At 61.3% G+C, this 23778-nt stretch carries 22 protein-coding genes; 16 read left to right on the plus strand and 6 right to left on the minus strand.

Annotation, left to right across the window (positions count from 1 at the left end):
• The first annotated feature begins 9 nt into the window (after positions 1-9).
• From G5168_RS16460 to G5168_RS16495, 8 genes are read left to right on the plus strand one after another with little or no spacing between them, the layout of a single operon-like run.
• Positions 10-2151 (plus strand): GumC family protein, encoded by a 2142-nt coding sequence (locus G5168_RS16460; protein WP_227341680.1) that lies wholly within the window; start codon positions 10-12, stop codon positions 2149-2151.
• Entirely contained in the window at positions 2148-3362 is a 1215-nt protein-coding gene (locus G5168_RS16465; RefSeq protein ID WP_227341679.1) for a lipopolysaccharide biosynthesis protein, read from the plus strand. The genes G5168_RS16460 and G5168_RS16465 overlap by 4 nt, the downstream gene beginning before the upstream one ends.
• Positions 3359-4738, plus strand: a complete 1380-nt coding sequence (locus G5168_RS16470; RefSeq protein WP_227341678.1) for a capsular biosynthesis protein — start codon at positions 3359-3361, stop codon at positions 4736-4738. Before G5168_RS16465 ends, G5168_RS16470 begins: the two co-directional genes overlap by 4 nt.
• Positions 4735-5745 carry a glycosyltransferase family 2 protein gene (locus G5168_RS16475; RefSeq protein WP_227341677.1) on the plus strand — a complete coding sequence of 337 codons (1011 nt, stop codon included), beginning with the start codon at positions 4735-4737 and terminating at the stop codon, positions 5743-5745. Before G5168_RS16470 ends, G5168_RS16475 begins: the two co-directional genes overlap by 4 nt.
• Positions 5742-6959, plus strand: coding sequence for a glycosyltransferase family 4 protein (locus tag G5168_RS16480; protein ID WP_421252462.1), 1218 nt, complete (start codon positions 5742-5744; stop codon positions 6957-6959). Before G5168_RS16475 ends, G5168_RS16480 begins: the two co-directional genes overlap by 4 nt.
• Positions 6956-7447: a serine acetyltransferase gene (locus tag G5168_RS16485; protein ID WP_421252463.1), complete on the plus strand. Its 492-nt coding sequence runs from the start codon at positions 6956-6958 to the stop codon at positions 7445-7447. The genes G5168_RS16480 and G5168_RS16485 overlap by 4 nt, the downstream gene beginning before the upstream one ends.
• Positions 7434-8561 (plus strand): glycosyltransferase family 4 protein, encoded by a 1128-nt coding sequence (locus G5168_RS16490; protein WP_421252464.1) that lies wholly within the window; start codon positions 7434-7436, stop codon positions 8559-8561. Before G5168_RS16485 ends, G5168_RS16490 begins: the two co-directional genes overlap by 14 nt.
• Entirely contained in the window at positions 8558-8965 is a 408-nt protein-coding gene (locus tag G5168_RS16495; protein ID WP_421252465.1) for a hypothetical protein, read from the plus strand. Before G5168_RS16490 ends, G5168_RS16495 begins: the two co-directional genes overlap by 4 nt.
• A gap of 32 nt (positions 8966-8997) precedes the next feature.
• Here G5168_RS16495 and G5168_RS16500 read toward each other — a convergent pair whose 3' ends face one another.
• The 5 genes from G5168_RS16500 to blrA all read right to left on the minus strand — a co-directional run bounded on the left by G5168_RS16500 (position 8998) and on the right by blrA (position 14967).
• Complete coding sequence (locus G5168_RS16500) at positions 8998-10395, minus strand: DUF4832 domain-containing protein (protein WP_216960056.1); 1398 nt, start codon at positions 10393-10395, stop codon at positions 8998-9000.
• Between the two features lie 134 nt (positions 10396-10529).
• Positions 10530-11879, minus strand: a complete 1350-nt coding sequence (gene creD, locus G5168_RS16505) for a cell envelope integrity protein CreD (RefSeq protein WP_227341674.1) — start codon at positions 11877-11879, stop codon at positions 10530-10532.
• Positions 11880-11999: 120 nt separating this feature from the next.
• Complete coding sequence (gene blaOXA / locus G5168_RS16510; RefSeq protein WP_227341673.1) at positions 12000-12794, minus strand: OXA-12 family class D beta-lactamase; 795 nt, start codon at positions 12792-12794, stop codon at positions 12000-12002.
• Positions 12795-12874: 80 nt separating this feature from the next.
• Positions 12875-14296, minus strand: a complete 1422-nt coding sequence (blrB, locus tag G5168_RS16515; RefSeq protein ID WP_227341672.1) for a beta-lactam sensor histidine kinase BlrB — start codon at positions 14294-14296, stop codon at positions 12875-12877.
• A complete protein-coding gene (blrA, locus tag G5168_RS16520; RefSeq protein ID WP_013724228.1) occupies positions 14293-14967 on the minus strand; it encodes a beta-lactam response regulator transcription factor BlrA in 675 nt (224 codons plus the stop codon). The genes blrB and blrA overlap by 4 nt, the downstream gene beginning before the upstream one ends.
• Before the next feature lie 122 nt (positions 14968-15089).
• Between blrA and G5168_RS16525 the strand changes: the two genes are divergently transcribed.
• Positions 15090-15863: a DeoR/GlpR family DNA-binding transcription regulator gene (locus G5168_RS16525; protein ID WP_005355851.1), complete on the plus strand. Its 774-nt coding sequence runs from the start codon at positions 15090-15092 to the stop codon at positions 15861-15863.
• Between the two features lie 56 nt (positions 15864-15919).
• Positions 15920-17752, plus strand: a complete 1833-nt coding sequence (glmS, locus tag G5168_RS16530; protein WP_216960043.1) for a glutamine--fructose-6-phosphate transaminase (isomerizing) — start codon at positions 15920-15922, stop codon at positions 17750-17752.
• Between the two features lie 59 nt (positions 17753-17811).
• Here glmS and G5168_RS16535 read toward each other — a convergent pair whose 3' ends face one another.
• Complete coding sequence (locus tag G5168_RS16535) at positions 17812-18588, minus strand: helix-turn-helix transcriptional regulator (RefSeq protein WP_421252466.1); 777 nt, start codon at positions 18586-18588, stop codon at positions 17812-17814.
• A gap of 210 nt (positions 18589-18798) precedes the next feature.
• Here G5168_RS16535 and G5168_RS16540 point away from each other — a divergent pair, with 210 nt between their 5' ends.
• From G5168_RS16540 to G5168_RS16565, 6 genes are read left to right on the plus strand one after another with little or no spacing between them, the layout of a single operon-like run.
• Positions 18799-19560 (plus strand): DUF3450 domain-containing protein, encoded by a 762-nt coding sequence (locus G5168_RS16540; protein WP_005357258.1) that lies wholly within the window; start codon positions 18799-18801, stop codon positions 19558-19560.
• On the plus strand, positions 19557-20861 hold the full coding sequence (locus tag G5168_RS16545) for a MotA/TolQ/ExbB proton channel family protein (RefSeq protein WP_421252467.1): 1305 nt from the start codon (positions 19557-19559) through the stop codon (positions 20859-20861). The genes G5168_RS16540 and G5168_RS16545 overlap by 4 nt, the downstream gene beginning before the upstream one ends.
• Complete coding sequence (locus tag G5168_RS16550; protein WP_005339367.1) at positions 20858-21388, plus strand: MotA/TolQ/ExbB proton channel family protein; 531 nt, start codon at positions 20858-20860, stop codon at positions 21386-21388. Before G5168_RS16545 ends, G5168_RS16550 begins: the two co-directional genes overlap by 4 nt.
• Entirely contained in the window at positions 21385-21786 is a 402-nt protein-coding gene (locus tag G5168_RS16555; protein WP_005339369.1) for an ExbD/TolR family protein, read from the plus strand. Before G5168_RS16550 ends, G5168_RS16555 begins: the two co-directional genes overlap by 4 nt.
• Positions 21783-22445, plus strand: coding sequence for an energy transducer TonB (locus tag G5168_RS16560; protein ID WP_113740530.1), 663 nt, complete (start codon positions 21783-21785; stop codon positions 22443-22445). Before G5168_RS16555 ends, G5168_RS16560 begins: the two co-directional genes overlap by 4 nt.
• 2 nt (positions 22446-22447) lie before the next feature.
• The gene (locus tag G5168_RS16565) at positions 22448-23626 is read left to right on the plus strand and encodes a hypothetical protein (RefSeq protein ID WP_115523020.1); all 1179 of its coding nucleotides are present in this window, start codon (positions 22448-22450) and stop codon (positions 23624-23626) included.
• The last annotated feature ends 152 nt before the right edge of the window (positions 23627-23778 follow it).

A 23778-nucleotide genomic window follows, 5' to 3' on the forward strand; every position in this document is an offset into this window, starting at 1 on the left:
ACGCTCTTCATGACTTCATTGTTGGTTGAAAATGGCCGTGCGCTAGAGAGTCGCCTCGATTTCAGCGGCCCTTGGCGGGTGCTCAAGGCAAACTGGTGGAAGGTGGTGCTGTTTGCCGCCGTGGTGACCCTGGCTGCAGCCCCCTTTATCCTCAGCATGCCGCCCTACTATCAATCCAGTGCGACCCTGCTGCTGAAGGCAGATGCGAACAGCGCTTCCCCTATCGAGCCCGTCTATCGGGTCGATACCAGCCGCCGCGAGTACTACAACACCCAGTTCGAGCTGCTCAAGTCACGCCGGGTGGCCGAGAAGGTGGTTACTCATCTGGGCTTGGCTGAGCTGCCGGAATTCAACGGGCAGCCCAATCCGGACAGCTGGCTGAGCCGCATCAAGGGGCTCTGGAGTGCCGGACATCAAGAGGATGCCTCCTCACGCCACCAGCATGCGCTGGAGTATCTGGCCAGACACCTGACCGTCTCGCCGGTGCGCGATACCCAGCTGGTCAGCATCGGGTTCGAATCCCGTTCTCCCGAGCTGGCCGCCAGCGTCGCCAATGAGGTGGCCCAGACCTACATCGATCTCAATGTGGAGGAGCGGGTCGATGCCAACACCACGGCATCGCACTGGAACCAGAGCCGGCTGGTGGAGATAAAGGCCAGTCTGGAGAAGCAGGAGAAGCAGCTCGGCGATTTTCTTGCCCGCAATGATCTGCTGACGTTTCGCGGCGTAGATGGTCTGCAAACCGAAGAGCTCGGTATCATCACCAACAAGTACGCGGATGCCCGCGAGCGGCGGCTGGCGGCGCAGGCCGAATTCCAGTCCATTCAGGAGTACGGCCGCAATCCGGCGGCGCTGGCTTCCCTGCCCGAGGTCTCCAACCACCCCCAGATGCAGGATCTGCGCATCGCCCTCATCAAGGCCCAGCAGGAGCTCTCCGAGCTGGCCAAGCGTTATGGCCCCAAGCATGACCGTATTCTGCAGGCCGAGGCACGCATCAAGGCGCTCAATACCCAGTCAAACCAGCTGATGCGGGAGATTGCCGACGGTATCGAGGATCGCTACCAGAGCAGCCAGCGCAAGGAGCAGGAGTACCTCGCCCAGCTTGACGAGAAGAAGCGGGAGTTCTCCTCGCTGGCAGTCAAGAAGGATGAGTACAACAACCTGAAGAACAATATCGACAAGACCCGTCAGCTCTATAACGAGCTGTTTCGCCGTCAGGAAGAGACCCGCCTGAACGCTCAGCTGCACGAGTCGAATGCCATCCTCTACGACGCGGCATCGGTGCCCTTGCTGCCTGCCAAACCAAACAAGATGCTGTTTCTGCTGATGGTGGTGATCATGGCGGGCATGGTTGCCGTGCTGGTAGTCATCACTGCCGGAGCGCTGCGCAATACCCTGGATCGTCTGAGCCAGCTGGTCTCCCAGCTCGGTGGTCGGGTGCTTGGTGAAATCCCGCGGCTGGCGGCCCTGCAGGATCAGAGTGCCCTGCTGCGGGTGGGGGCGGTCAATCCCAGAGTAGGTGCCAGTGCCGATGACCTCTACGCCATCATGCGGCTGGAGCCGGGTCAGCTGCAGCGCATCATGATCACCTCGACCGGTGCTGGTGAGGGCAAGTCGACGCTGGCGGCTCTCTGTGCCGCCAGCTTTGCCCGCCATGAGCGAGTGCTGCTGGTGGATGGGGATCTGCGCCGGGGCTCCCTTGGTCGCCAGTTGCTGGGGCAGGCAGCCAGACCGGGGTTAGCCGAGCTGCTCGCAGGCGAAGCCGATTTGGCTGCCTGTCTGGTGCCAAAAGAGGGATTGACCCTGCTGCCGGCTGGCCAGCCGGTCTCCTCCCCGCTGGCACTGCTTGGCTCGCCACGCTGGAGCGAACTGCTGGCAACCCTTGCCGGGCAGTTTGACCGCATCATAGTGGACACCCCTGCGCTGGAAGTCGGCAAGGATGCCCTGCTGCTGGGGCAACCGCTGGATGGTGCCATTCATGTGATCCAGTCCGGCCAGCTGCCGGCCAGTCGGGTGCTGAGCGTGCTGGCACAGCTGCGGGATGCCAGAGTGGCGGTGTTGGGGACAGTGCTGACCCAGGTCGCCGAGCGCGATCTGGAAGGGGCGGAGAACCTGAGATTCTGTGGTGCACCCACCTGGGGCGCGCTATGAAACTGCTGCGCAGCATCACCACCATAGGGGGTGCTTCCGTGTTATCCCAGCTGATCGGGGCGTTCTCGGTCTGGTCACTGTCGCACAAGTTCGACATGGCTGCGGTCGGGCTCTATGCCCTCAGCTACAGTCTGGTGCTGATCGGTGCCCAGCTTGCCACCTTTGCCTCGCAACTGCTGTTGCCCAAGCTGGAGGAGGCCGAGCTGCCCGGCAACCTGATCTTTTCCCTGTTGCAGGTCTGGCTGCTCCCCATCCCCTATGTGCTGGTGGTGGTCTGCTTTTTCTCGCTGCCGCTCTGGCCGCTCTACCTGCTGACCGTGACCCACGGGCTGCTCCTCATCGCCGAGAATCTGGCCCTGCGGGCCGGCCACTACCAGCGGCTCGGTCTGCAGCGTATCTCGGCCTCTGCCGTGGTGCTGCTCTGTCTGCTGTTGGCCCCTGACATGGCGCACTTCTATCAGTTATGGGCCTGTCTGCTGCTGGTGGTGATCGGGGGCTGGTTGTGGTCTGCCTTTACCTGGCACAGTGCCATGCTGAGGGAGGCTGCCCCGCGCCGCTTGCAGCACTTCTTCTCCCGCCATAAAGCGCATCTGGCTGGTGTCGGCAGTGCCGAGGTGCTGGCGATGGTGACGGCCAATCTGCCGACCGTGTTGATCAACTTCTGGTTTTCCCCTCTGGTGGCGGGCTACTTTGCCGTGGTCAACCGCTTCTGTCTGGCGCCCGTGGTGATTGTTGGCAACGCCATCCGCCACTCCATCTTCTCGCGATGGTCGGAGGATTTTCGCCAGCGCCGTTTCAACGGGGAGGAGTTTCGCAAGGTGAAGCGGCTGCTGCTGGCGATGGGCAGTGCGGCCACCCTCGGGATCCTCATCTGCTATCCGCTGGTGATGAAGTGGTTCTTCAATGCGGAGTGGATCGCCTCCATCGATACCTCCCGCTACATGTTGCCCTATGTCTTTACTGCGGTGGCCATCTGCCCGCTGACCGTAATCGAGCTGGTGTTCGGCTCGCCCCGCTACTTTTTGCAGATCCAGCTTGAGCAGCTGCTGGTCGTGGTGATTGCCTTCGTGCTGTTGCCCTGGTTGCAGCAGGAGTACGAGCTCTGCGTGCTGGCCTTCTCTCTGCTGACTGCGGTGCGCTACGGCTTCGTCTTTTTGCGGGTCAACCGCCGGGCTGCCGAGTTGCAGGGGCGGATGGAGCTGCCCTCGTGAACAGTGCCCTCATCATGCAGGCCAATCTGCTGCTGTCGCTGGTGATCTGCGGCCTGGCCCAGTACGTCACCGGCATTACAGCCTTCCTCTGGCTGCCCTTCCTGCTGGCCATTGCCACCTTGATGTTGCTGCCGCTGCAGACGCGTTACAGCCCGCTGCGGCTCGACTATCAGGAGAAGGTGCTGCTGCTGCTCTACTGTGGCTTGCTGGTGCTGGCGCTGCTGGGCACCCTGCTTCAGCAGGGGGGCATGGTGACTATCATCGGTTTCAAGAACGAGCTGGCGCTCTCTTTGCTGCTCCCCTGCCTGTTGCTCGGCTTCTGCCGCGAGTCACAGATTTACCGCATCATGAAGCTGGTGGAGTGGGTCTTCTACCTGCAGATCCCGGTGGTGCTGTTTCAGGTGCTGGTGGTGGTGCCGAAACGGGTGGCAATGCGCGGCGAGTTTGAGAAGTGGGACTCGGTGGTCGGCACCTTCGGGGGGGACCCCATGGGGGGCGGCAATACGGGTGCACTCGGCTTCTTCTGCCTGCTGGTGATGCTGATTAAGCTCTCCGAGTTTCGCCACGGCCTCATTTCGCGTCGTTTGGTCGCTTTTCACATTCTTGCCGCCTTTGCCATCTGTGTGCTGGCCGAGGTGAAGTTCGTCATCCTGTTGTCCCCCTTGCTGCTGGCCTGGGTCTGGCTCTCGCCCAGCTATGTCAGGGGGATGAAGAGCTATGACCTCAAGCGTCTGCTGCTGATTGCGCTGGCGATGACGGTGCTGGTGGCAGTGGCCGTTCTGGTGCTGGCTGCCTCCTACTCATCCGCGTTCGAGGGGGCCGGACAACAGGGGGCCATTGCGCTGTTTATCGACTCCCTCGGTTATATCTTCGATCCCAACCACATCAACCCGGAAACCGGTGAGCTGGGGCGGGTGACGACGCTCTTTTTCTGGGCCTGCAACGGTGATAACCACGGTCTCAGCAATCTGCTGTTTGGTTATGGCCTCAACACCACCAACCATGGCAGCACCCTGCCCGGTTTTCTCAACCCCCTGTTCAACGTGCTGCTCGACTCCACCTCCCTCAGCGTGTTGCTGTGGGAGGTGGGACTGATGGGCACCCTGATCTTCATCGTGCTGATCGTTCTGCTGCTCTGGTGCTGCCGTCCCCGTCCGTTGCTGGATCGCCAGCTGCTGAGCGCGGCAGATGTGCGTCTGCTCAGCTACCAACCCGCTTTCATCGCGTTCGGGATCGCCTGTCTGCTGAGCTTGCCTTACAGCCAGCTGCTGATGCTGATCCCGGTGCAGCAGTTCCTCTTCTATTTCGTGCTGGGTGCCGCCCTGGTGATCCGTTCTTCGGTTCGGCAGGCCACCAGCTCTTGTGAGGTGTCATGACTCCATCCCCCCTTATCTCTGTCATCATCAAGACCTACAACGAGGAGGCAGGGATTGCCGACACCATTGCCAGCATCAGAAGCGCTCTGGCCGACTACACCCACCAGATTATCGTGGCGGACAGTCTCTCGACTGACCGCACCCAGGCGATCGCCTGCCAGCTGGGAGTGACTGTCGTCAGCCTGACCAACCCGGCCGATCGCTGTTGTGGTGTGGGGCCACAGCTTGGCTACCTCTTCAGTGAAGGGGAATTCCTGCTGCTGCTCGATGGCGACATGAAGCTGGAGCCTGAGTTTGTGCCGGCCGCCCTTGCACACATGCACTCCCACCCCGAATGCGGTGGCGTGGCCGGGCGGGCCGAGATGGATGATGCCCGCAGCTATGAGTTCAAGTCGCGCAAGCAGCGCATCAACCAGATCTATCCGCTGGGCGAGTCGCGCTGGCTGTGTGGTGGCGGTCTGTTTCGACGCAGCGCCATCGAGCAGATCGGCTATCTCACCAATCGCAACCTGCATGGTTACGAAGAGGCGGAGCTGGGTATCCGGTTGCGTCAGGCGGGCTATCGGCTGGAGCGGCTCGATGTCCCCTTCTTCTTTCACACCTCCCACACCATGGACTCCCTTGCCCTGATCCGTTACCGCTGGCGCATGGGGTATCTGTTTGCCAGCGGCGAGCTGGTGCGCTCGGCGTGGGGGCAGCCCTATTTTCGCGAGGTGTTGTCGGTGATCCGCTCCGAGCTGCTGTTCGGGCTCTACCTGCTGGCACTCCTGTTCTGCGTACTGCTTTTCGCAGCCGGGCTGCCGTTCTGGTTGCCGCTGCTGGCGCTGGCACCGCTGGGTGGCTTCATCGCTCTCAAGTGGTTGAAAAACCGCTCCCTGCAAGATGCCCTGCGCAGTGTCATGAACCTCTCCATCTATGCAGCTGGCTTGGTACGCGGCCTGCTGTTGCCCCAGCGCTCCCCGCGCGAGGCGCCCGCCCATCGTCTGATCCAGGAGTCATTGCCGTGAAGGTGCTCTTTGCCAACAAGTTCTTTTTCATGAAGGGAGGTGCCGAGACCGTCCTTTTTCAGGAACGGGAGATGGTGCGTCAGGCGGGTCATCAGGTGATCGACTTTGCCATGCAGCATCCGGATAACCTCCCCTCGCCCCAGAGCGGCTACTTTCCGGCCAACGTCGATTATCACCAGCGGCACGGGCTCTTCGATCGGCTGAAGATTGCCGCTCGCTTCATCCACAATCAGGAGGCCTGTGATCGGCTGGCGGAGCTTATCCGTGCCGAGCGGCCCGATATCGTTCACTTTCACAACATCTACCACCAGCTCACCCCGGCGATCATCCGGGTGGCCAAATCCCTGGGCTGCAAGACAGTGCTGACGGCGCATGACTACAAGGTGGCCTGTCCCAACTACAGCATGCTGGTCGATGGCGAGCCGTTCGATCTGACCCGGATCGAGGGTTCCTGGCTCAAGCTGTTTCGCCATCAGTGGCAGGAGGGGTCGTGGGGCAAGAGCCTGCTGCTCTCTGCCGAGGCGGCCTGGCAACAGTGGCGCCGCAACTATGAGCAGGTCGATGCATTGGTGGCGCCGAGCGCCTTCATGGCCGGGATGCTTCGTACCCGGCTGCCCGCTTCCCGCATCGAGGTGATCCTCAATGGCATAGATGTCGAGTCGAGCCGCGAAAGCGGAGAGGATCGGGGGTACTTTCTGTTCCTCGGCCGCCTGATGGCCGAGAAAGGGGTCGAGACGCTTGCCCGTGCCCATCAGCGCATGACGCGGCCGGCGGGCCTCAAAATTGTGGGCGGTGGCCCGCTGCTGGCACACCTCGGGCAGCATTATCCCAATGCCGAACTGCTGGGGTTCAAGCAGGGGGAAGCGTTGCTCGATCTGCTACGCCACGCCAAGGCCGTGGTGGTGCCGTCCGAGTGGTACGAGAACTGCTCCATGTCGGTACTGGAGGCGATGGCCTACGGCAAACCGGTGATCGGGGCTCGAATTGGCGGGATTCCGGAGCAGATCCGCGACGGTCTCGATGGCCTGCTGTTCGAGGCGGGCAATGCCGACGAGCTGGCCCGCTGCATGGACAGGCTGGTGGCCGAGCCGGAGCAGACAGCGGCCATGGGGCGTTCGGCCCGTCAGCGACTGATCGACAACTACTCCCTCGCCAGCCACCAGCAAGCTCTGCTGGCGCTCTACCAGTCGTTGCTGGAGGAGAAACAGAGATGAGCTTCTGGCACGAGTTGAAAGCCGAACTGGCGCTCAATCCGAGCAAGACGGCGCGCCTGTTCCTGCTCTGCTACCGGTTGGCACAGGGAGGCCGCTTTATGAGGCTGCCCGGCTTGTTGCTGCTCAAGGGATTCAAGCTGCTGTGCGGCCTCGATATCTCGCCAAGAGCCCGGCTGGGTTGGGGTCTGCGCCTCTATCACCCGCAGAATATCGTCATCGGTGACGGTGTGCTGATGGGGCGTGACTGCACTCTGCGCCACAACTGCACCCTGGGCAACAAGCCTGATCGCCAAAGCGGCCAGCTCCTTTCGCCCACCGTGGGGGACGGGGTCGAGTTCGGCACCGGCGCCATCGTCATCGGGGCCATCGCCATTGGTGATCATGCCAGTGTCGGTGCCGGCGCCGTCGTCACTCGTTCCGTCCCGGCTCGCGCCGTTGTTGCGGGCAATCCCGCCAGAATCATTCGAGAAGATCATGAAGCAGATTAGTGTGACCGTGCTCGGTACCCGGGGGATCCCCCATGTACTGGGCGGTGTCGAAACCCATTGTCAGTCCCTCTACCCGGAGCTGCACCGCCAGTTCGAAGTGGCGGCGACCGTGCTGGCTCGCGCCCCCTATGTGAATTACCGAAGCGGCGAGTTTGAAGGGGTGGCTCTCAAGGCGTTGCCCGCCCCCAAAAAGAAGTCGCTGGAGGCAATCCTCCACTCTCTGCTCGCGGCTTTTTACTGCCGCAGCCATGCCTGCGATCTGGTGCATGTCCATGCCATCGGCCCGGGGCTGGTGGTGCCGCTTCTGAGGTTGCTTGGCAAGCGGGTAGTCTTTACCCATCACGGTCCCGACTATGACCGCCAGAAGTGGGGGGCGCTGGCCAAGTGGGTGTTGCGTCTTGGCGAGCGCTGGGCGGTACGCTATGCCAGCGAGGTGATCGTCATCTCCGAAGTGATCAACGAGGCGATCCGCCGCCAGTACGATCGCCAGGACGCCCACCTCATCTACAACGGGGTGAAACGGGTCGAGTTGCCGGCAGCGGACAAGAGGGAGCTGACGCTGGCCCGTTTCGGACTGACCGCTGGCAGCTATCTGGTGGCGGTGGGCCGCTTCGTCGAAGAGAAGGGGCTGCACGATCTCATCGCCGCCTACCGCCAGCTCGATACCGAGCTGCCGCTGGTGCTGGTGGGGGATACGGATCACCCGACCCCCTACAGCGAGCGCCTGCAGCGCATAGCGGATGAAACACCGGGGGTGATCCGTACCGGTTTCCTCAATGGCGAGGCGCTGATCAGCGTCTTTTCACAGGCTACCCTGTTTGCCATGCCCTCTTATCACGAGGGGTTGCCGATAGCCCTGCTGGAGGCGCTCTCCTTCTCCCTGCCGGTGGTGGTGAGCGACATTCCCGCCAATCTGGCGGTGGCGCTGCAACAGGAGTGCTATTTCCCGGTCGGCGATGTGAGTGCGCTGGCAGAGCGACTCAACGCCCAGCTACCTCGCGGCAAGGTCGATTACAGCGACTATCTGCAGCGGTATGACTGGCAGCGGATCGCCGGCCAGACCATGGCGGTCTACCGCAAGGCTCTGGGCATATCCGCAGGAGAAAACCAATGAGCCAATTACCGCAGAAACCGCAGGGGGCGATAGACCGCTTCTACCGTGCTCTCTCCCCCGAGGTGGCCGAGAGCCTGAGTGAAACTCAGCGCGACGGTATCGAGCAGGCGCTGCGGCTGATGAGTGATGGCAAGTCGCACGCCATCAACGTCAACAGCGCCTTCGGCATCGGTTGCTGGCGCTGCTATCTGGTGGTGTTGATGGGACGGGATCGCCGTCATCGCGGGCGGGAGAGCGGCTTTCGCTTTCACCTCAAGGTGCTGCTGACTACCCTGCTGTTGCTGCTGGGGATCTGCGGCATGGTGCTGCTGCTCTATCTGGTGAAGTCAGCCCTTGGCATCGACATCTTCAAGCACTTCTCGTTCGGGGTGTGGGATCTGTTTAAAAAGAGCGTGCTGATGTAATGAAAGAGGGCTCCTGCGGGAGCCCTTTTGCGTTACTGGATGTCTATCTCGGCCAGACGATACCAGCCACTCTCTTCCAGACCGGCAATGCCGAGCTGCAGAGCGGGCTGCTTGTCCTGACCGATGAAGGCCAGCTCGAGATAGTAGTGACCGCGTGCCATCCGGCCCGGCAGGGTCAGGCTGTCGCGAGTGGTAGCCTTGCTGCCCGGGATCCAGCGGGTCATGTCGTTGCGGGTCACCAGCATGGCGCCGACCTGCCCTTCGTCGTTGACCAGCCGGTAGGTGAGCGGCCAGTTGCGATAGGCCGGCGCTACCCCGTCGTTGTGCCAGTCGCCGTTGAGGGCAAGGGTAGCCCCCGGCTTCATGGTTCCCTTGAGGGTCAGCTGGTCCAGCACGATGCGATAGCCCATCTTGCGCAGGGCATTGTCGACGATGGGTCGATATTGGGGCGGAACCGGATCCGACTTGAGATTGATGGTGGAGGCGTGTTGGGCCAGCGCCCAGTCAAAGGTGGCCTTGACCTCCTCCATGGTGTACTGCTGCTGGCCTGGCCACTCGCTCAGCTTGCCGCACACCTCGAAACTGACCGGCGCCCGCTGCCAGCTGGAATCGAAGTTCGCCACATCGGCGCGGGCGCTCGCCAGTCGTTCCGGGTAGGCGTTGCGCATGTGGCTCCAGCTTTGGGAGAAGTGGTGCCAGTCGCCGAGGCAGTCTGCCCGCCAGCCAGCTCCCTTGCCCACGGCATACTCAAACATGGGCAGGTTGTTGATGAGCATCAGCTTGGGGGTTCGCGGAAAAGCGGCCATCTGCAGGTCAACATAGGGTTTGAGCTGCTCGCTGCTGTAGCGCTGTTCCAGCGTCGGACCGGGGAAGTTGCTCATGTGCCACTCCCCCCATGAACCTATCATGCCGATGTCGACATGACTCAGCGCCGGGTTGCCATCGTAATGGGCGCCCAACGCCTGAAACAGCCGGGTGGCTCGGGCGAGGAACTGCGGGTCGCTGTAGTCGGGCACAAAGGTCTGGTGGTTGTTCACCCACTCTCCCCGAATCCCCTTGTTGATGAGCCACTCCGGGATCTTGCTGCCCGAGAAGGGCTCATCAAGGGTCATGACCCTGAGGGCAATCGACTGTTTCGGGGTGGCGTGCTGTGCCTGATCGATGGCCCTGTCGATCAGAGCAAAGTTGTATTCGCCCTCCCGTGGCTCCAGCTCGCTCCAGTAGAAGCGGAAGTAGTCGACCGTGCTGACCGGATGTTCAGCCAGAGAGAGGGGATGACCCCAGCTGTTGTGAAACTCTTCGATACCGACGCCGGGATTGTGCAAGAGGTCTTCGACCGGTTCGGGATGAATGGTGAGGGTACCGGCCAGAGCTCCCTGAGCCCATAGCAAGCCGGAATAGAGCAGGATCCTGCCCGGATGCATTTTCATGTGATCGTCCGCCTGTGGAACATGGTTGCATGCTAGGAAATTGGCGGACAAAGGCCCAGCCGGTTCCGCTTTTTTCGAGAAGAACCGACTGAAGCCTTTGTTGTCTAGGTCAGAGATTGACGGAGGTTGTGCCCTCAGTCGTCATTGTCATGTCCGGCTGGGCGGGACTCGACACTCTGTTGCCCCATCACCTGATACCAGTCGAGCTTGCGGGTCAGCATCATGATCAGCGCCAGGGTGGCGAACAGCAGCAGGGCGCCGAGTAGCAGGGCGATCTCTTCGGCTTGCAGCAGGCTGTAGAGGATGGCATAGACCAGCCCGAGCAGCGCTGCGAAGCCGATCCCCTGCTTCGGGCCACTCAGCACATGACTGAGGTAGAAGCCGTTGAGCAGCACGCTGGCCAGCGCGGCTACCAGATAGGCCCAGCCAAAGCCGAGGTGCTCGGTCAGGGCCAGCAGCACCAGATAGAAGATAGCCAGCCCCATGCCTACCAGCGCGTACTGGATCGGGTGAACCCTCAGCCCCTTGAGCAACTCGAACATAAAGAAGCTGATAAAGGTGAGGCCGATGAAGAGCAGGGCATATTTGGCCGCCCGTTCGTTGAGCTGATAGTGATCCACCGGCTGCACCAGACTGACGCTGAAGGTGGAGAGATTGCTATCGCCCCCGTTCATCATCCGGTTGAAGCGGGTCTCCATGTCGCTGGCGAACCAGCTGGTTTGCCAGTTGGCCTCAAACCCTTGTGGGCTCAGGGTGCGACTGCCCGGCAGAAAGTCGCCGATAAAGTTGGGGTGGGGCCAGTTGCCCGCCAGCTGCAGGGTGCTCTCCTTGCCCAGCGGGACTATGTCGAGGGCGTTCATCCCCTGTAGATTGAGCTCCAGATGGAAGGTGCCATCCTGCTGCGGCAGGCTGTCGATCGGGGCATGGATACCCGCGAGCGCATCACCGAGGCGGGCGCCGGGGGCAAACGGGATCCGCTGTGTGCCGAGTTGCAGTTCGGGGACGCTGTTGATACCGCGGGCATCGGAGAGTACCAGACTCAGGTAGGGTTTGCCTGCCACCAGCTCATCATCCCCGGCGAGCGGCGCGCTCTCTTGTAGTTGAGCTGCTGTCGGCAAACGGCCGGAGAGGGAGAGCCGGGTCTGATAGACCTGCGCCTGATAGATGCCGAGCTTGCGCGGGGTCACCTCCATGATGGCCTGCACGTCCAGCTGTTCCGGCAGCAGGTAGCGGTAGATCTGCTCCTGACGGACGAAGCGCTTGCCCTCCTGCTCGACCGTCACCGAACGGGTATAGGGCTGTACGATAATGGGCCCCATCAGTCGCTGCGGGCCGCTGCTGCTGGCCATGATGCTGTGAATGGCCTGACTGCGGTAAGCCTGACGCTCCCGGTTCAGCTCCATGATGGATTGCACCGGTACCATCAGCAGCAGGCTGAGCAACAGCAGCAGAAAGATCTTGTGGGTGAATATCTGTTTGACCATGACACGTCTCCTTGTTGGATGGAGTGAGTCTGCCGGCCGGACGTGAAGGGGGGATGGGCTTGTGTGAAGTGGTGGTGAAGGGGGATAAAAAAACCGGCATTGCGCCGGTTTCTGGAGGAATTACAGGGTCTTCAGCTTCCCGGGCAATGCGGCCAGCACCTCTTCTTTCGCCTTGAGGGAGGCGAACTGCTTGCCAGGCTTTTGCACCACGGTATGGACGAAGATCAGCTGCTTGCCCGGTTTGCTGGCCCAGCCGACGAACCAGCCGATCTGCTGATCGCGGTTTAGGCTGCCATCCAGCTTCTTCGGGTAGCCCATGCCGGTCTTGCCGTGGATCTGCCAGCCCTCGATCTCGCTCACCTTGAGGATATTGGCGGTGTATTGCAGGGTTTGCGCCGAGACCGGCAGCTTGCCGCTCACCATCTTGCCGAGGAAGCGAGCCTGCTCCTCCGGACTGATGGCGAGGCTGGAGCTGAGCCAGGCCTGGGTCAGACCGTCATGCTTGCCCGGATTGCCGGAGAGATCCCGGTTGCCGTAGTCGAAGCGGTCGACGTATTGCTGGAAGCGCTCCATCCCCAGCCATTCGGTGATCTGCTGGGAGAACCAGACCACCGAGTAGGTTTCCCAGCGGCGCGGGGTGGTGGTTTCGCGCCAGGCGGGCAGCCAGCCGTCATAGCTCGGTTTGTAAGGCAGTGCCGGATGCTCTTCATCAACCAGATAGCCACTGTCGTAACCCATCAGCGCCAGCGGGATCTTGAAGGTGGACGCGGGCGGCAGCTGGCTGGAGCAGTCCCCTTCGCTGGAGAGGGTCTGGCCGTTGCCGTCAGCATAGAGAAAGCAGCCGCTGGCGGCGGAGGCAGGCAGGGCTGCGAGCAGACCGGCAGCCAGCAGGCTGGAGAGAAGCAGGCGGGACATAGCATTTCCTTGAGCAAATGGATGAGAGAAAGCGGCAGTCTAATGCCGTTTTGTGTGGGGAATGTGAAGTTGCAGGGGGACTAGGCGAATGGCAGCCAGAGTTCCGCCAGCGCGCCTCCTTCCGGCCGGTTGCTCAGGGTCAGACGGCCGCCATGCTGGTGGGCTACCTCATGGGTGAAGCTGAGCCCCAGACCACTGCTCTTGCCCTTGTCCGGTCGTGGCAGGGAGTAGAAGCGCTCGAAGATGCGCGGCAATGCGTAGTCGGGAATGCCGGGGCCGCAGTCGGTAACCCGAAAACAGTAGCCCTCCTCCTGCTGGCTGCCGCTCAGGGTGACCTGCCCGTTGGCGGGAGAGAAGTCGATAGCGTTATCCAGCAGGTTGCCGATGGCCTGCTCCACCAGCAGCGGATCCCACTTCTGTTTCGGCGCGCTGGCCAGCTCGGCCACCAACTCGACCTGACGGCGCTGGGCGATGATCTGGCGGGCGTCGAGGGTGCGCTTGCCCAGTTTTGCCGGTTCCACCGACTGGCGATCCAGCCCCTGCCCCGACTCCAGCCGCGCCAGTTGCAGCATTCGCTCGATCAACTGCTGCATGCGCGCGGTTTCCAGATTGATGTTGCCGATAAAGCGTTTGGCAACTTCGGGGGGCGGCGTTTCGGCCAAAATCTCCCCTGCCCCGCGAATGGCGGCCAGCGGGCTCTTCAGCTCGTGGGTCAGGCTGTGAACATAGGCTTCGATATAGCTTTTGCCATCGAGCTGGTGGCGCATGGTCTCCAGCGAGCGGCCGAGCCGATCCAGCTCGACGGTGTGCAACTGCGGCAGCGGTGCCGCCTCCCCCTTGCTGACCGAGTCGGCGTAGTGCACCAGCTTGCCGATGGCGCGGTTGAGCCACCACACCAGCAGGCTGCCGATCAGCAGCGAGATGAGCAGCATCTGGCCGCCGGCCCGCAGCAGCTCCTGTTCCCCCCGCTCGATGGCAGGCATCAGGGTGCGGTTGGGTTTGGCGACGGTGAGGGAGCCGATGATCTCGGCCCCTTCCCGCAGCGGCGCCGCCACATACATGGTCGAGCTGGCGGCATCGTCGGGATCGGTGCGGGTGCTGCGGGCGCCATACTGGCCACGCAGAGTGCGGTAGACATCGTTCCAGCGGGAATAATCCTTGCCCAGATCCGTGCCGTCGGAGTCGTAAATCACCATACCCTTCTGGTCAGTGACATAGATGCGGTACTCCGCCTGCTGCTTGAGGTGGCCATCGATCATCGCATTGATGGGATTCTGGTTGAGGCGGGCGAAGGCGCTGGCCAACCGCCCGTTCATCATATTGCCCTCTTTCAGATCATCGAGCGCGAGCGGCGCCAGCAGCTGGGTCATGTCTACCAGAGTATCCTCGGTGGCGCTGCGCACCCCGGGTTTTATCTCCTCGACGAAGATCTCCAGCACGAACCAGGCGGCCAGCGCGAAGATCAGCAGCAGGCCGCACAGCAGTTGCAACCCGAGTCTCATGCCAGCTCCAGGCTGTAGCCCAGCCCGCGGTGGGTGAGGATCAGGTTGGCTTCTGGATCATGTTCGCGCAGCTTGGCGCGGATGGTCTTGATGTGGGTATCGACGGTGCGATCCAGACTCTCCTCCGCATCCTGCCACACCAGATCCATCAGCTGCTGGCGGGAGTAGACCCGCCCCGGCGCCAGCATCAGGGTCTTGAGCAGCAGATATTCGTAGCGGGTGAGGGCCAGCGGCTGGCCGCGAAAATGAATGCGGGCCCGCTCCTCATCCAGTACCAGCAGGGCGCTGGGCTGGGGGGCAACGGGCTGGCTGCGGCGCAGGATGACCCGCACCCGGGCACACACTTCCCGTGGCGAGAAGGGTTTGGCCACATAGTCGTCGGCACCTATCTCCAGCCCGATCAGTCGGTCTATCTCCTCGCTGCGGGCGGTGAGGAACATCAGGGGAATATCGGTCAGCGCCCTCACCTGCTTGCAGAGTTCGAAGCCGCTGATGTCGGGTAGCCCCACATCGAGGATCAGGAAGTCGGGTCGCGTCTGTTCCAGTCGTGTCAGCAACTGTTGGCCCAGCATGAACCACTCCACCTCGAACCCGTCGGTCTGCAGGGCGTAAATCAGGGTGTCGGCGATGCTGGCCTCATCCTCCACCAGCCAGATGACTCTCTTTTGCATGGCATCCTCGTCGCAAATTGGCACCCCATTCTGGCATCGAACCAAATCGGATCCTATTTGCTGTTTTATTTTTCCGAAAAAGGGGCTAATATTTCGATGTTCTTTCGAATCGAAACTTAAAAATGACCAAACGTAATACTCAACAACGCCGACACACCATAGTGACCCTGGTACAAGAGCAGGGTGAAGTGAGCGTCGACGCCCTTGCCAAACACTTTTCTACCTCCGAAGTGACTATCCGTAAAGATCTGGCGGTACTGGAGACCGGTGGTCTGCTGCTGCGCCGTTACGGTGGCGCCGTCCCCTTGCCGAGCGAGATGGTGGTCGAGGTCAACCCTGAACAAGTTTCGAACCGAAAGTTAGCCATTGCCCGTGCGGCGGCCGAGCGGCTGCGTGATCACAACCGCGTCATCATCGACAGCGGCAGCACCACCAGCGCCATGATCCCCATGCTGGGCAACAAGCGCGGCCTCATCGTGATGACCAACTCCCTCAATGTGGCCGGTGCCCTGCGCGAGCTGGAAAATGAGCCTACCCTGTTAATGACCGGTGGCACTTGGGACCCTCACTCCGAATCCTTCCAGGGGCAGGTGGCGGAACAGGTGCTGCGCTCCTACGACTTCGACCAGCTCTTTATCGGTGCCGACGGCATCGACCCGGAGCGTGGCACCACCACCTTCAACGAGCTGGTGGGCCTGTCGCGGGTCATGGCCGAGGTGTCGCGGGAGGTCATTGTGATGGTCGAATCGGAAAAGATCGGCCGCAAGATCCCCAATCTCGAACTTCCCTGGTCGAGCATCCATACCCTGGTGACCGACGAGGGGCTGGCCAGCGAGGCCAGAGAACAGATTCAAGCCCAGGGGGTGACGCTTATCTGCGCCCCGGTCACTTGCTGACATCGAGCTCTGAACCATCCAACTGACTTTACGATTTGTATCTCAAGGAGAAGTGTATGTGTGGCATCGTCGGGGCTGTTGCCCAACGTGATGTGGCTGAAATTCTGGTAGAGGGCCTGCGCCGTCTGGAGTACCGCGGTTATGACTCAGCCGGTGTGGCCGTGTTCAGCGCCAACCAGCCGCTGCAGCGGGTTCGCCGTCTGGGCAAGGTGGCCGAGCTGGCCAAGGCGCTTGACGAGCAGTCCGTCCACGGCGGTACCGGCATCGCCCATACCCGCTGGGCCACTCACGGCGAGCCCTCCGAACGCAACGCCCACCCCCACGTCTCCGAGCATATCGTGGTGGTGCACAACGGCATCATCGAGAACCACGAAGAGCTGCGGGAAGAGTTGAAGGCGCTGGGCTATGTGTTCAGCTCCGACACTGACACCGAAGTGATTGCCCATCTGGTCCATCACGAGCTGAAGAGCGCCGGCAGCCTGCTGGCCGCCATGCAGACTGCGGTGAAGCAGCTGCGCGGTGCCTACGGTACCGTGGTGATGGACAGCCGCGACGACAGCCGCGTGGTGGTTGCCCGCTCCGGTTCACCGCTGGTGATCGGCCGCGGTATCGGCGAGAACTTTATCGCCTCCGACCAGATGGCGCTGCTGCCGGTGACCCGTCGTTTCATCTTCCTGGAAGAGGGTGATGTGGCCGAAGTGACCCGCCGTGACGTGCATATCTTCGATACCAACGGCAACGCTGTGGTGCGTGAAGAGCAGGAGTCCGAACTCTCCCACGATGCCGGTGACAAGGGTGAATACCGTCACTACATGCTCAAGGAGATCCACGAGCAACCCAAAGCGATCACCAACACCCTGGAAGGGCGTCTGGGCAGCGATCACGTGGTGGTCGAATCGTTCGGCAACGGCGCGCGCGCCATCTTTGACAAGGTGGAGCACGTGCAGATCGTTGCCTGCGGCACCTCCTATCACTCCGGCATGGTGGCTCGCTACTGGTTCGAAGAGATCGCCGGCGTCTCCTGCGATGTGGAGATTGCCTCCGAGTTCCGCTATCGCAAATCGGTAGTGCGTCCCAACAGCCTGCTGGTGACCCTCTCCCAGAGTGGCGAGACCGCCGATACCCTGGCGGCGCTGCGTCTGGCCAAGGAATCCGGCTACATGAGCTCGCTGGCTATCTGCAACGTGCCGGGCTCCTCGCTGGTGCGTGAATCGGATCTGGCCTTTATGACCCGCGCGGGGGCAGAGATTGGTGTGGCCTCCACCAAGGCGTTCACCACCCAGTTGGCTGGCCTGCTGATGCTGGTGGCCTCGGTCGGTCACTGCCGTGGCCACCTTAGCGCGTCCGCCGAGGCTGAACTGGTCAAGGCGCTGCAAGCCCTGCCGCTGCGTATTAAAGAGAGTCTGGCGCTGGCCAAGGATATCGAAACCCTGGCCGAAGAGTTTGCCGACAAGCAGCACAGCCTGTTCCTCGGCCGCGGCAGCCAGTACCCCATCGCCATGGAGGGGGCGCTCAAGCTCAAAGAGATCTCCTACATCCACGCCGAAGCCTACGCCGCTGGCGAGCTGAAGCACGGCCCGCTGGCGCTGATCGATGCCGAGATGCCCATCATTGTGGTGGCGCCGAACAACGATCTGCTGGAGAAGCTCAAGTCCAACGTGGAAGAGGTGCGCGCCCGTGGCGGTATCCTCTACGTGTTCGCCGATGCCGACACCGGCTTCAAGAGCGACGAGACCATGCGGGTCATGAACCTCAACCATGTGGAAGAGGTGATCGCCCCCATCGTCTATACCGTGCCGCTGCAGCTGCTCTCCTACCACGTCGCCCTGATCAAGGGCACTGACGTCGACCAGCCGCGCAACCTGGCAAAATCGGTGACTGTTGAGTAAGTCACTTTCTGAAATGAAAAAGAGCCGCTATTGCGGCTCTTTTTGTTTCGGCTGAGGGGTTACGACAGCCGCAGGTTGGTGATGGTGACCTCATCGAGGGAGGGCACTATGATGCCGCTGGTGATCCCCTTGGCGATGGCCTGGCTGCGGTTCTTCGAGTCGGTCTTGTTGGTCACCTGGGTCAGGTGAAAGTTGACCGTCCGCTCGCTGATGCCGAGGATAGTGGCGATCTCCCAGGAGGTTTTGCCCTCGCTGGCCCAGAACAGGCACTCCTTCTCCCGATCCGACAGTTCGGTCAGGTACTTCATCAGGTCAGGCCGGCTTTTGATCAGTTGCAGCGCGGAGTTGAAGATGTAGCTGGCGCAAAACGACAGCAGGGGAACGTTTTCAAACATCAGATCGGTGTTGGATTTCTCCTTGGTGATGAATGAGAGGATGCCGTGCTCTCCCTGCGGGGTGTGCAGCGGGAAGGAGACGCCGTTGCGCACCCCGAAATCGGCAGCCAGATTCATCACATCGCGGCTGGCGCTGGGCAGCCAGGGCGAGTCGCAGTCGAGCTTGTTCCAGAAGATAGGCTGGGTCTGTTTCAGCCCCAGATAGACCACCGGATCCTGGGTCAGATACTGGTTTTCGCTGTAGGCGTCAAACCAGCTGGTCGGACAGTTGTTGAACAGTGCCACGTGGGATTTCTGCATGCTGATGGGGAAAATAATCAACAGCCGGAAGTAATCAAAGCCCATTTGATGACTGAAGCGTTCCAGTTGTTGCTGGATATCGCTGGTTTTTGTTGCCTTGGTGAACTTGTCGATATGTTCCCAGATCGCATCGTTGAGCATGACTTTCTCCTTTTTCGATCTCTATCACACTGATCGAAAAGATTTTTTCTCGTTATTTATATTTGTGCGGTGGCTATTGGCGCCACTTATTCCGTGCGTGTCTAAAAATTATCCTGTTTTTGTGCATAAAGGCCAAGAAAATCCTCTCGTTGCCAGTCAGCCCCGCATTTGAGATAATGATAATAGTTATCATTAGTAAGATGTATTTCAATGAACAAATTATGGGGTGTGGCCCTGCTGCCACTGTCAGTCCACTTTGCTGCCATCGGGGATGAGCTGGTTGCTCCCGCCCTCAAGAACAGCATAGCTGCCGGGAAAGCCTCCCAGCAGCGGGTGGAAAAAGCCGCCGATGCCGCCGTTGCCGCACGACTGGAGCTGCAAAATGCCCAGCTGCAACTGCGCGACCTCGAAGCCTACAACCGCTACATGCAATCTCTGGTGGCCGATCAGCAAAATGAGCTGGGTAAATTGAGTCAGCAGCTGGAAGCGGTGCAAGAGACCCGTCAGGGCTTGATCCCGCTGATGTTGCAAATGCAGGCAGATCTGGAACAGCTGGTGCAAAACGACATCCCGCTGCGCAAGGAAGATCGTTTGGCGCGGGTTGAACAGTTGAAAGCGACCCTGGCCCGCGCAGACGTTAGCGAGGCAGAGAAATTCCGTCAGCTGCTGCAGGCCTATCAGATCGAAGCCGAGTACGGCAGCCGGATGGACAGCTATTCCGCCGAGCTGGAGCTGGATGGTGCTCCTCGTCGGGTCGATGTGCTGGCGCTGGGTCGGGTCTCCCTGCTGGCAATGACGGCCGATCGCAGTCAGGCATGGCGCTGGTCTGCCGAGGCGAAGCAGTGGCAAGCCCTCGATAGCCAGTGGCTCTCCCCTATCGCCGAGGCGATGGATGTGGCCGCCGACAAGAAAGTTCCCCAGTTGCTCAATGTCCCCCTCTCTGTCAGCCGCAGTCAGGAGGCCCAATCATGAGAGTCACCATGAAGTGGTTCCCCCTCCTTATTGCCCTCTCCTGCGGTACCAACGCCGCTGTCGCCGATGAGTGGCAGCAGCAGGAACAGGCTCGTGAACAGCAGGCTCAGCAAGATCTGGCGACCGTTGCCAAGGAGCTCGGAACTGCCCGTGCCAGACTGGCCGAGGCCCAGCGCCTGAGCAAGGAGCTGGCTGGCAAGTTCGCCAGCAACGAGAAGCAGCTGGTCGAGCTTAACGCCCAGTGGGAGCAAGCCTCCGGCGACATGAACGAGATCTTCGCGGTCTCCCGTCAGGGCGCCAGCGATGCGGTCAAGCTGCTGAGCGAATCCGCCGTCGAGGGCCAGTACCCGGAGCGTCTCGCCCCGCTGAAAGCCATGGCACAGGATAAACAGGTGCCGGATCGTGCCGCTCTCGCCCTGCTGCCCGCCACGCTGCTGCAGGAGATCCGCGAATCTGGCCGGATTGCCCGGTTCAACGGCAAGGTGCTCGATGCCCAGGGGGCTGCCAGCGAGCAGTCGCTGACCCGGGTTGGCAGTTTTGCCCTGCTGGGGAGCGAAGGCTTCCTGCAACCGACCGCCGAAGGCTTGAGCCCGGTACTGGGTCTGCCCGGTAGCGTGCTCTCTGCCGTTGCGGCTTATCAGGGTCAGGAAGGGGAAGCGCTGCCGCTGGATCCTTCTCATGGCACTCTGCTGGCGATGCTGGCACAGGCGCCCACCTTCTGGCAGCAGGTACAACAAGGTGGTCAGGTCGGCGCCATTATCGTGCTGTTGGCTGCCATCGGCTTGGGGATTGCGGCGGTACGGCTGTGGAGCCTCTCCCGCGAACTGGGTCGGGTGCGCCGCCAGCTCAAGAGCGGCGAGTATCACGCCGACAACGCCCTCGGCCGGGTGCTGACGGTGGCAGACAAACACCCCGAGCTGAGCATGGAGACCCTCGAGCTGCGTCTTGATGAGGCGATCCTGCAGGAGACTCCTCGCATGGAGCGCGGCATCGGCATGGTCAAGGTGATCGCGGCCATCGCCCCCATGCTGGGTCTGCTCGGTACCGTAACCGGGATGATCGGCACCTTCCAGGCCATCACCCAGTTTGGCACCGGCGATCCCAAGATCATGGCGGGCGGCATCTCCATGGCGCTGGTCACCACGGTACAGGGTCTGGTTGCGGCCATTCCGCTGATCCTGGCCCACAGCCTGCTGCAATCACGCTTCACCGAGCTTTCCAATGTACTGGAGCAGCAAGTAGCCGGCATTCTGGCCGAGCGCGCCGAGAGCAATAACGGCGGGATGGAGCGAGCAGCATGATGCTCGACATCTGGCAACAGCTGCAGAGTTTCATGGGCCGTGGCGGCCCTGTGCTCTGGGTCATTCTGGCCCTGCTGGTGCTGATGTGGATTTTGATGATCGAGCGGCTGCTCTACCTCAATCTGGGTTTTGGCCCCTTGCAGCAACAGCTGCTCGGCCGCTGGCAGGCCCGCAGCGAGCGCCACAGCTGGCATGCCCGGGCGATCCGCAGTCGCTGGCTGGCGCAGGCGGAGCTGGAACTGAACCGTCATCTGATCTTCATCCGCACCCTGGTGGTGCTCTGCCCCATGCTGGGGTTGCTGGGCACTGTGACCGGCATGATCGGCGTATTCGATGCGTTGGCTGCGGCCAACCGCTTTAACCCGGAGAGCATGGCGGGCGGGATCTCCCGCGCCACTATCCCCACCATGGCGGGCATGGTGGTGGCGCTCTCCGGCGTGTTGTTACTCAGTCGCCTCGAAAGTCAGGCCAAGCGTGCGCTGGCCAAGACCCGGGACGGCTTGCGAGAAGAGAAGGTAATGCAATGAGACGGCAATCCAAACGCCAGCGTGACGAAGTGCAGATCGACATGACCCCCATGCTGGATATCGTGTTCATCATGCTGATCTTCTTTATTGTCACCACCTCCTTCGTGCGTGAAGCCGGACTCGAGGTGCACAGACCCCAGGCCAGTCAGGCCAAGGCGCAGAAATCCTCCAGCATCATGCTGGCGATTGGGGCTCAGGGTCAGATCTTCCTCGACCGCAAGCAGATCGATGTGGAGCGGGTACAGGCCACCATCGCCCGCCTGCTGGCGGAGCAGCCCGATGCCAGTCTGGTGATCCAGGCCGATGAGCGGGTGCCCCACGGCAAGGTGGTGCGGGTGATGGATGAGGCCAAGGCGGCGGGTATCGCCAATATCGCCGTGGCGGTGGCGCCAAAATGAAATACAAGCTGATGAGCCTGGGGCTGGGGATTGCCCTCAGTCTGGGCATCCTGCTGTTTATGGCCACGCTGGTTGAACCGCCCCGGGGGGAGAAGGTGGCGAGCGAACAGAAGCCCATCGTCATCAATATGCAGAGCGAGGTGACCGAGGTGCAGGTGCGCGAGCGTCCGGTGCCGCAGGAACCCGAACCTCTGCCAGAGCCCCCTGCCGCATTGGCCTCCACACCGCTGCCGATGCCTGCAGCGGCCCCCTTGGCGGCCGTTGAGCCGAGTCTGGATCTGGTCTCCAGCCTCAGCGCGGTGCAGGTCTATGCCCCTGGTGTGGCGACCAGTACCGCACCGGTATTGAGTGGCAACTACCACGGCCAGCAGCAGGGTGCGGGTATCGGCGTCGGTGACATGCTGATGCCGTTGCAACGGATCGAGCCGGTCTACCCCTATCGTGCCCAACAGTCAGGGATCGAAGGATTCGTCACCCTGCGCTTTAGCGTGAATGCCGAAGGTGGCGTGCAGGATGTGGAAGTGGTCGAGGCCAAACCCAAGCGTCAGTTCGAGCGGGCGGCCATTCAGGCGATCAACAAGTGGCGCTATCAGCCGAGACCGGGCGCCACCGACAAGCTGGTGCAAGTCATCACGCTCAAATTCAAACTGGAGTCATAACTATGTTGCGGATCTGGATCTGTCTGCTTGCCCTGGTCGGCCAAGCCTGTCTGGCGATGGAGGTCAGCCCTCACTTCTCCCGTCAGCTTGAACCCGTGATGAAGCTCTATCAGTCCGGTCAGTGGCAACAAGCCCAGAGCAAGGCGTCCGGCCTCAAGCCAAATAGCGATGCCGAGCGTGCCTGGCTGGCGCAGTTGCAAGCCTCGCTGGCGGCCAATCTGCAACAGACCGCCCAGGCGAGCCGTTATGTCGAACAGGCTCTTGCCTATAAAGAGTGGCCCGAGCAGCAACAGCTCCAGCTGTTGCGACTGCGCGGCGATATTCAGGCCCAGCAATCCAACTGGTCTGGCGCCATCGCCAGCTACAAGGCGGCACTGGCACTCAAACAAGACGATGCACTGCGCCTGCGTCTGGCCGGCCTCTATTACCACAACAAGCAGTACGGTGACGCCGCCAGCCAGAGCGAACAGTTGTTGAAGAAGGGTTGGCAGAAGCAGGCCGCCATTATTCGTCTCTCCGCCCTCACCGCTCAGCAACGTTATGGCGTGGCTGCCGATCAGGCGGCCGAGTTGATCAGCCACGAACCCAAAGAGAGTAAATGGTGGCAGCAGGCGGTGTCGCTCAACCTCTCCGCCAAACGTGGCGATCAGGCGTTGGCTCTGCTGCAAACAGCTATCGACAGAAAACTGATGGATGATGCGTCTGCCCGCAATCAGCTGATCCGCCTCTATGCCTGGCAAGGGCTGCCTTATCGTGGTGCCCGTCTGCTGGAAGCGGCCATGGCCAAGGGACAGATGAAGCAAAGTGCTGAAAATCGCCAACTGCTTGCCCAATTGTGGGAAGGTGCCCGGGAGTGGTCACAAGCAGTTGATAGCTGGCAGCAGCTGGCCAGCCTACATGGTCAGCCCAAAGCTGCCATGCGCGCCGCCGAACTGATGCTGCAACAGGGCAAGACTGATGCTGCCATGATCCAGCTCGCCGCCATCAAGTCGGTAAAAGGCGAGCAAGGCAATCGTGCCAAAGCGCTGCTGGTGCAGGCACACCTTAATAAGGAGCAGTATGCCCAGGCGCTGGAACTGGCCCGTGAGCTGCAGCAACAGGATAACTGGCAGCAGAAGGCAACCAGCTGGGTCAACTATATCCGGGCACAAAGCGAAGAGTTGAGCAAAAAAGCGGCATGAAAGAGGTGCCAAGGGGCTGTTTTGGGGCGTTCAGTTCGCTTTTTCAGCAAACGAACGCATTTTTGCAAAAAGCTCTTGTCATCCCGGCGCGGCTCCCTATAATGCGCCCCTACCAGCACGGCGGAACACGCCAACCTGATGAGCCAGCTTCC

The sequence above is a fragment of the Aeromonas sp. 600724 genome, from assembly GCF_049175135.1.
Taxonomy (GTDB): Bacteria; Pseudomonadota; Gammaproteobacteria; order Enterobacterales; family Aeromonadaceae; genus Aeromonas; species Aeromonas veronii_A.

Excerpts from the sequence above, each read along its gene's own strand:
- G5168_RS16550 (WP_005339367.1), top strand. The coding sequence starts at position 20,858 with ATGATGCTCGACATCTGGCAACAGCTGCAGAGTTTCATGGGCCGTGGC.
- G5168_RS16485 (WP_421252463.1), top strand. The coding sequence starts at position 6,956 with ATGAGCTTCTGGCACGAGTTGAAAGCCGAACTGGCGCTCAATCCGAGC.
- G5168_RS16560 (WP_113740530.1), top strand. The coding sequence starts at position 21,783 with ATGAAATACAAGCTGATGAGCCTGGGGCTGGGGATTGCCCTCAGTCTG.
- blaOXA (WP_227341673.1), bottom strand. The coding sequence starts at position 12,794 with ATGTCCCGCCTGCTTCTCTCCAGCCTGCTGGCTGCCGGTCTGCTCGCA.
- G5168_RS16535 (WP_421252466.1), bottom strand. The coding sequence starts at position 18,588 with ATGCTCAACGATGCGATCTGGGAACATATCGACAAGTTCACCAAGGCA.
- G5168_RS16500 (WP_216960056.1), bottom strand. The coding sequence starts at position 10,395 with ATGAAAATGCATCCGGGCAGGATCCTGCTCTATTCCGGCTTGCTATGG.
- blrB (WP_227341672.1), bottom strand. The coding sequence starts at position 14,296 with ATGAGACTCGGGTTGCAACTGCTGTGCGGCCTGCTGCTGATCTTCGCG.
- G5168_RS16525 (WP_005355851.1), top strand. The coding sequence starts at position 15,090 with ATGACCAAACGTAATACTCAACAACGCCGACACACCATAGTGACCCTG.
- glmS (WP_216960043.1), top strand. The coding sequence starts at position 15,920 with ATGTGTGGCATCGTCGGGGCTGTTGCCCAACGTGATGTGGCTGAAATT.
- G5168_RS16495 (WP_421252465.1), top strand. The coding sequence starts at position 8,558 with ATGAGCCAATTACCGCAGAAACCGCAGGGGGCGATAGACCGCTTCTAC.
- G5168_RS16545 (WP_421252467.1), top strand. The coding sequence starts at position 19,557 with ATGAGAGTCACCATGAAGTGGTTCCCCCTCCTTATTGCCCTCTCCTGC.
- blrA (WP_013724228.1), bottom strand. The coding sequence starts at position 14,967 with ATGCAAAAGAGAGTCATCTGGCTGGTGGAGGATGAGGCCAGCATCGCC.
- G5168_RS16475 (WP_227341677.1), top strand. The coding sequence starts at position 4,735 with ATGACTCCATCCCCCCTTATCTCTGTCATCATCAAGACCTACAACGAG.
- G5168_RS16460 (WP_227341680.1), top strand. The coding sequence starts at position 10 with ATGACTTCATTGTTGGTTGAAAATGGCCGTGCGCTAGAGAGTCGCCTC.
- creD (WP_227341674.1), bottom strand. The coding sequence starts at position 11,879 with ATGGTCAAACAGATATTCACCCACAAGATCTTTCTGCTGCTGTTGCTC.
- G5168_RS16555 (WP_005339369.1), top strand. The coding sequence starts at position 21,385 with ATGAGACGGCAATCCAAACGCCAGCGTGACGAAGTGCAGATCGACATG.
- G5168_RS16490 (WP_421252464.1), top strand. The coding sequence starts at position 7,434 with ATGAAGCAGATTAGTGTGACCGTGCTCGGTACCCGGGGGATCCCCCAT.
- G5168_RS16465 (WP_227341679.1), top strand. The coding sequence starts at position 2,148 with ATGAAACTGCTGCGCAGCATCACCACCATAGGGGGTGCTTCCGTGTTA.
- G5168_RS16565 (WP_115523020.1), top strand. The coding sequence starts at position 22,448 with ATGTTGCGGATCTGGATCTGTCTGCTTGCCCTGGTCGGCCAAGCCTGT.
- G5168_RS16540 (WP_005357258.1), top strand. The coding sequence starts at position 18,799 with ATGAACAAATTATGGGGTGTGGCCCTGCTGCCACTGTCAGTCCACTTT.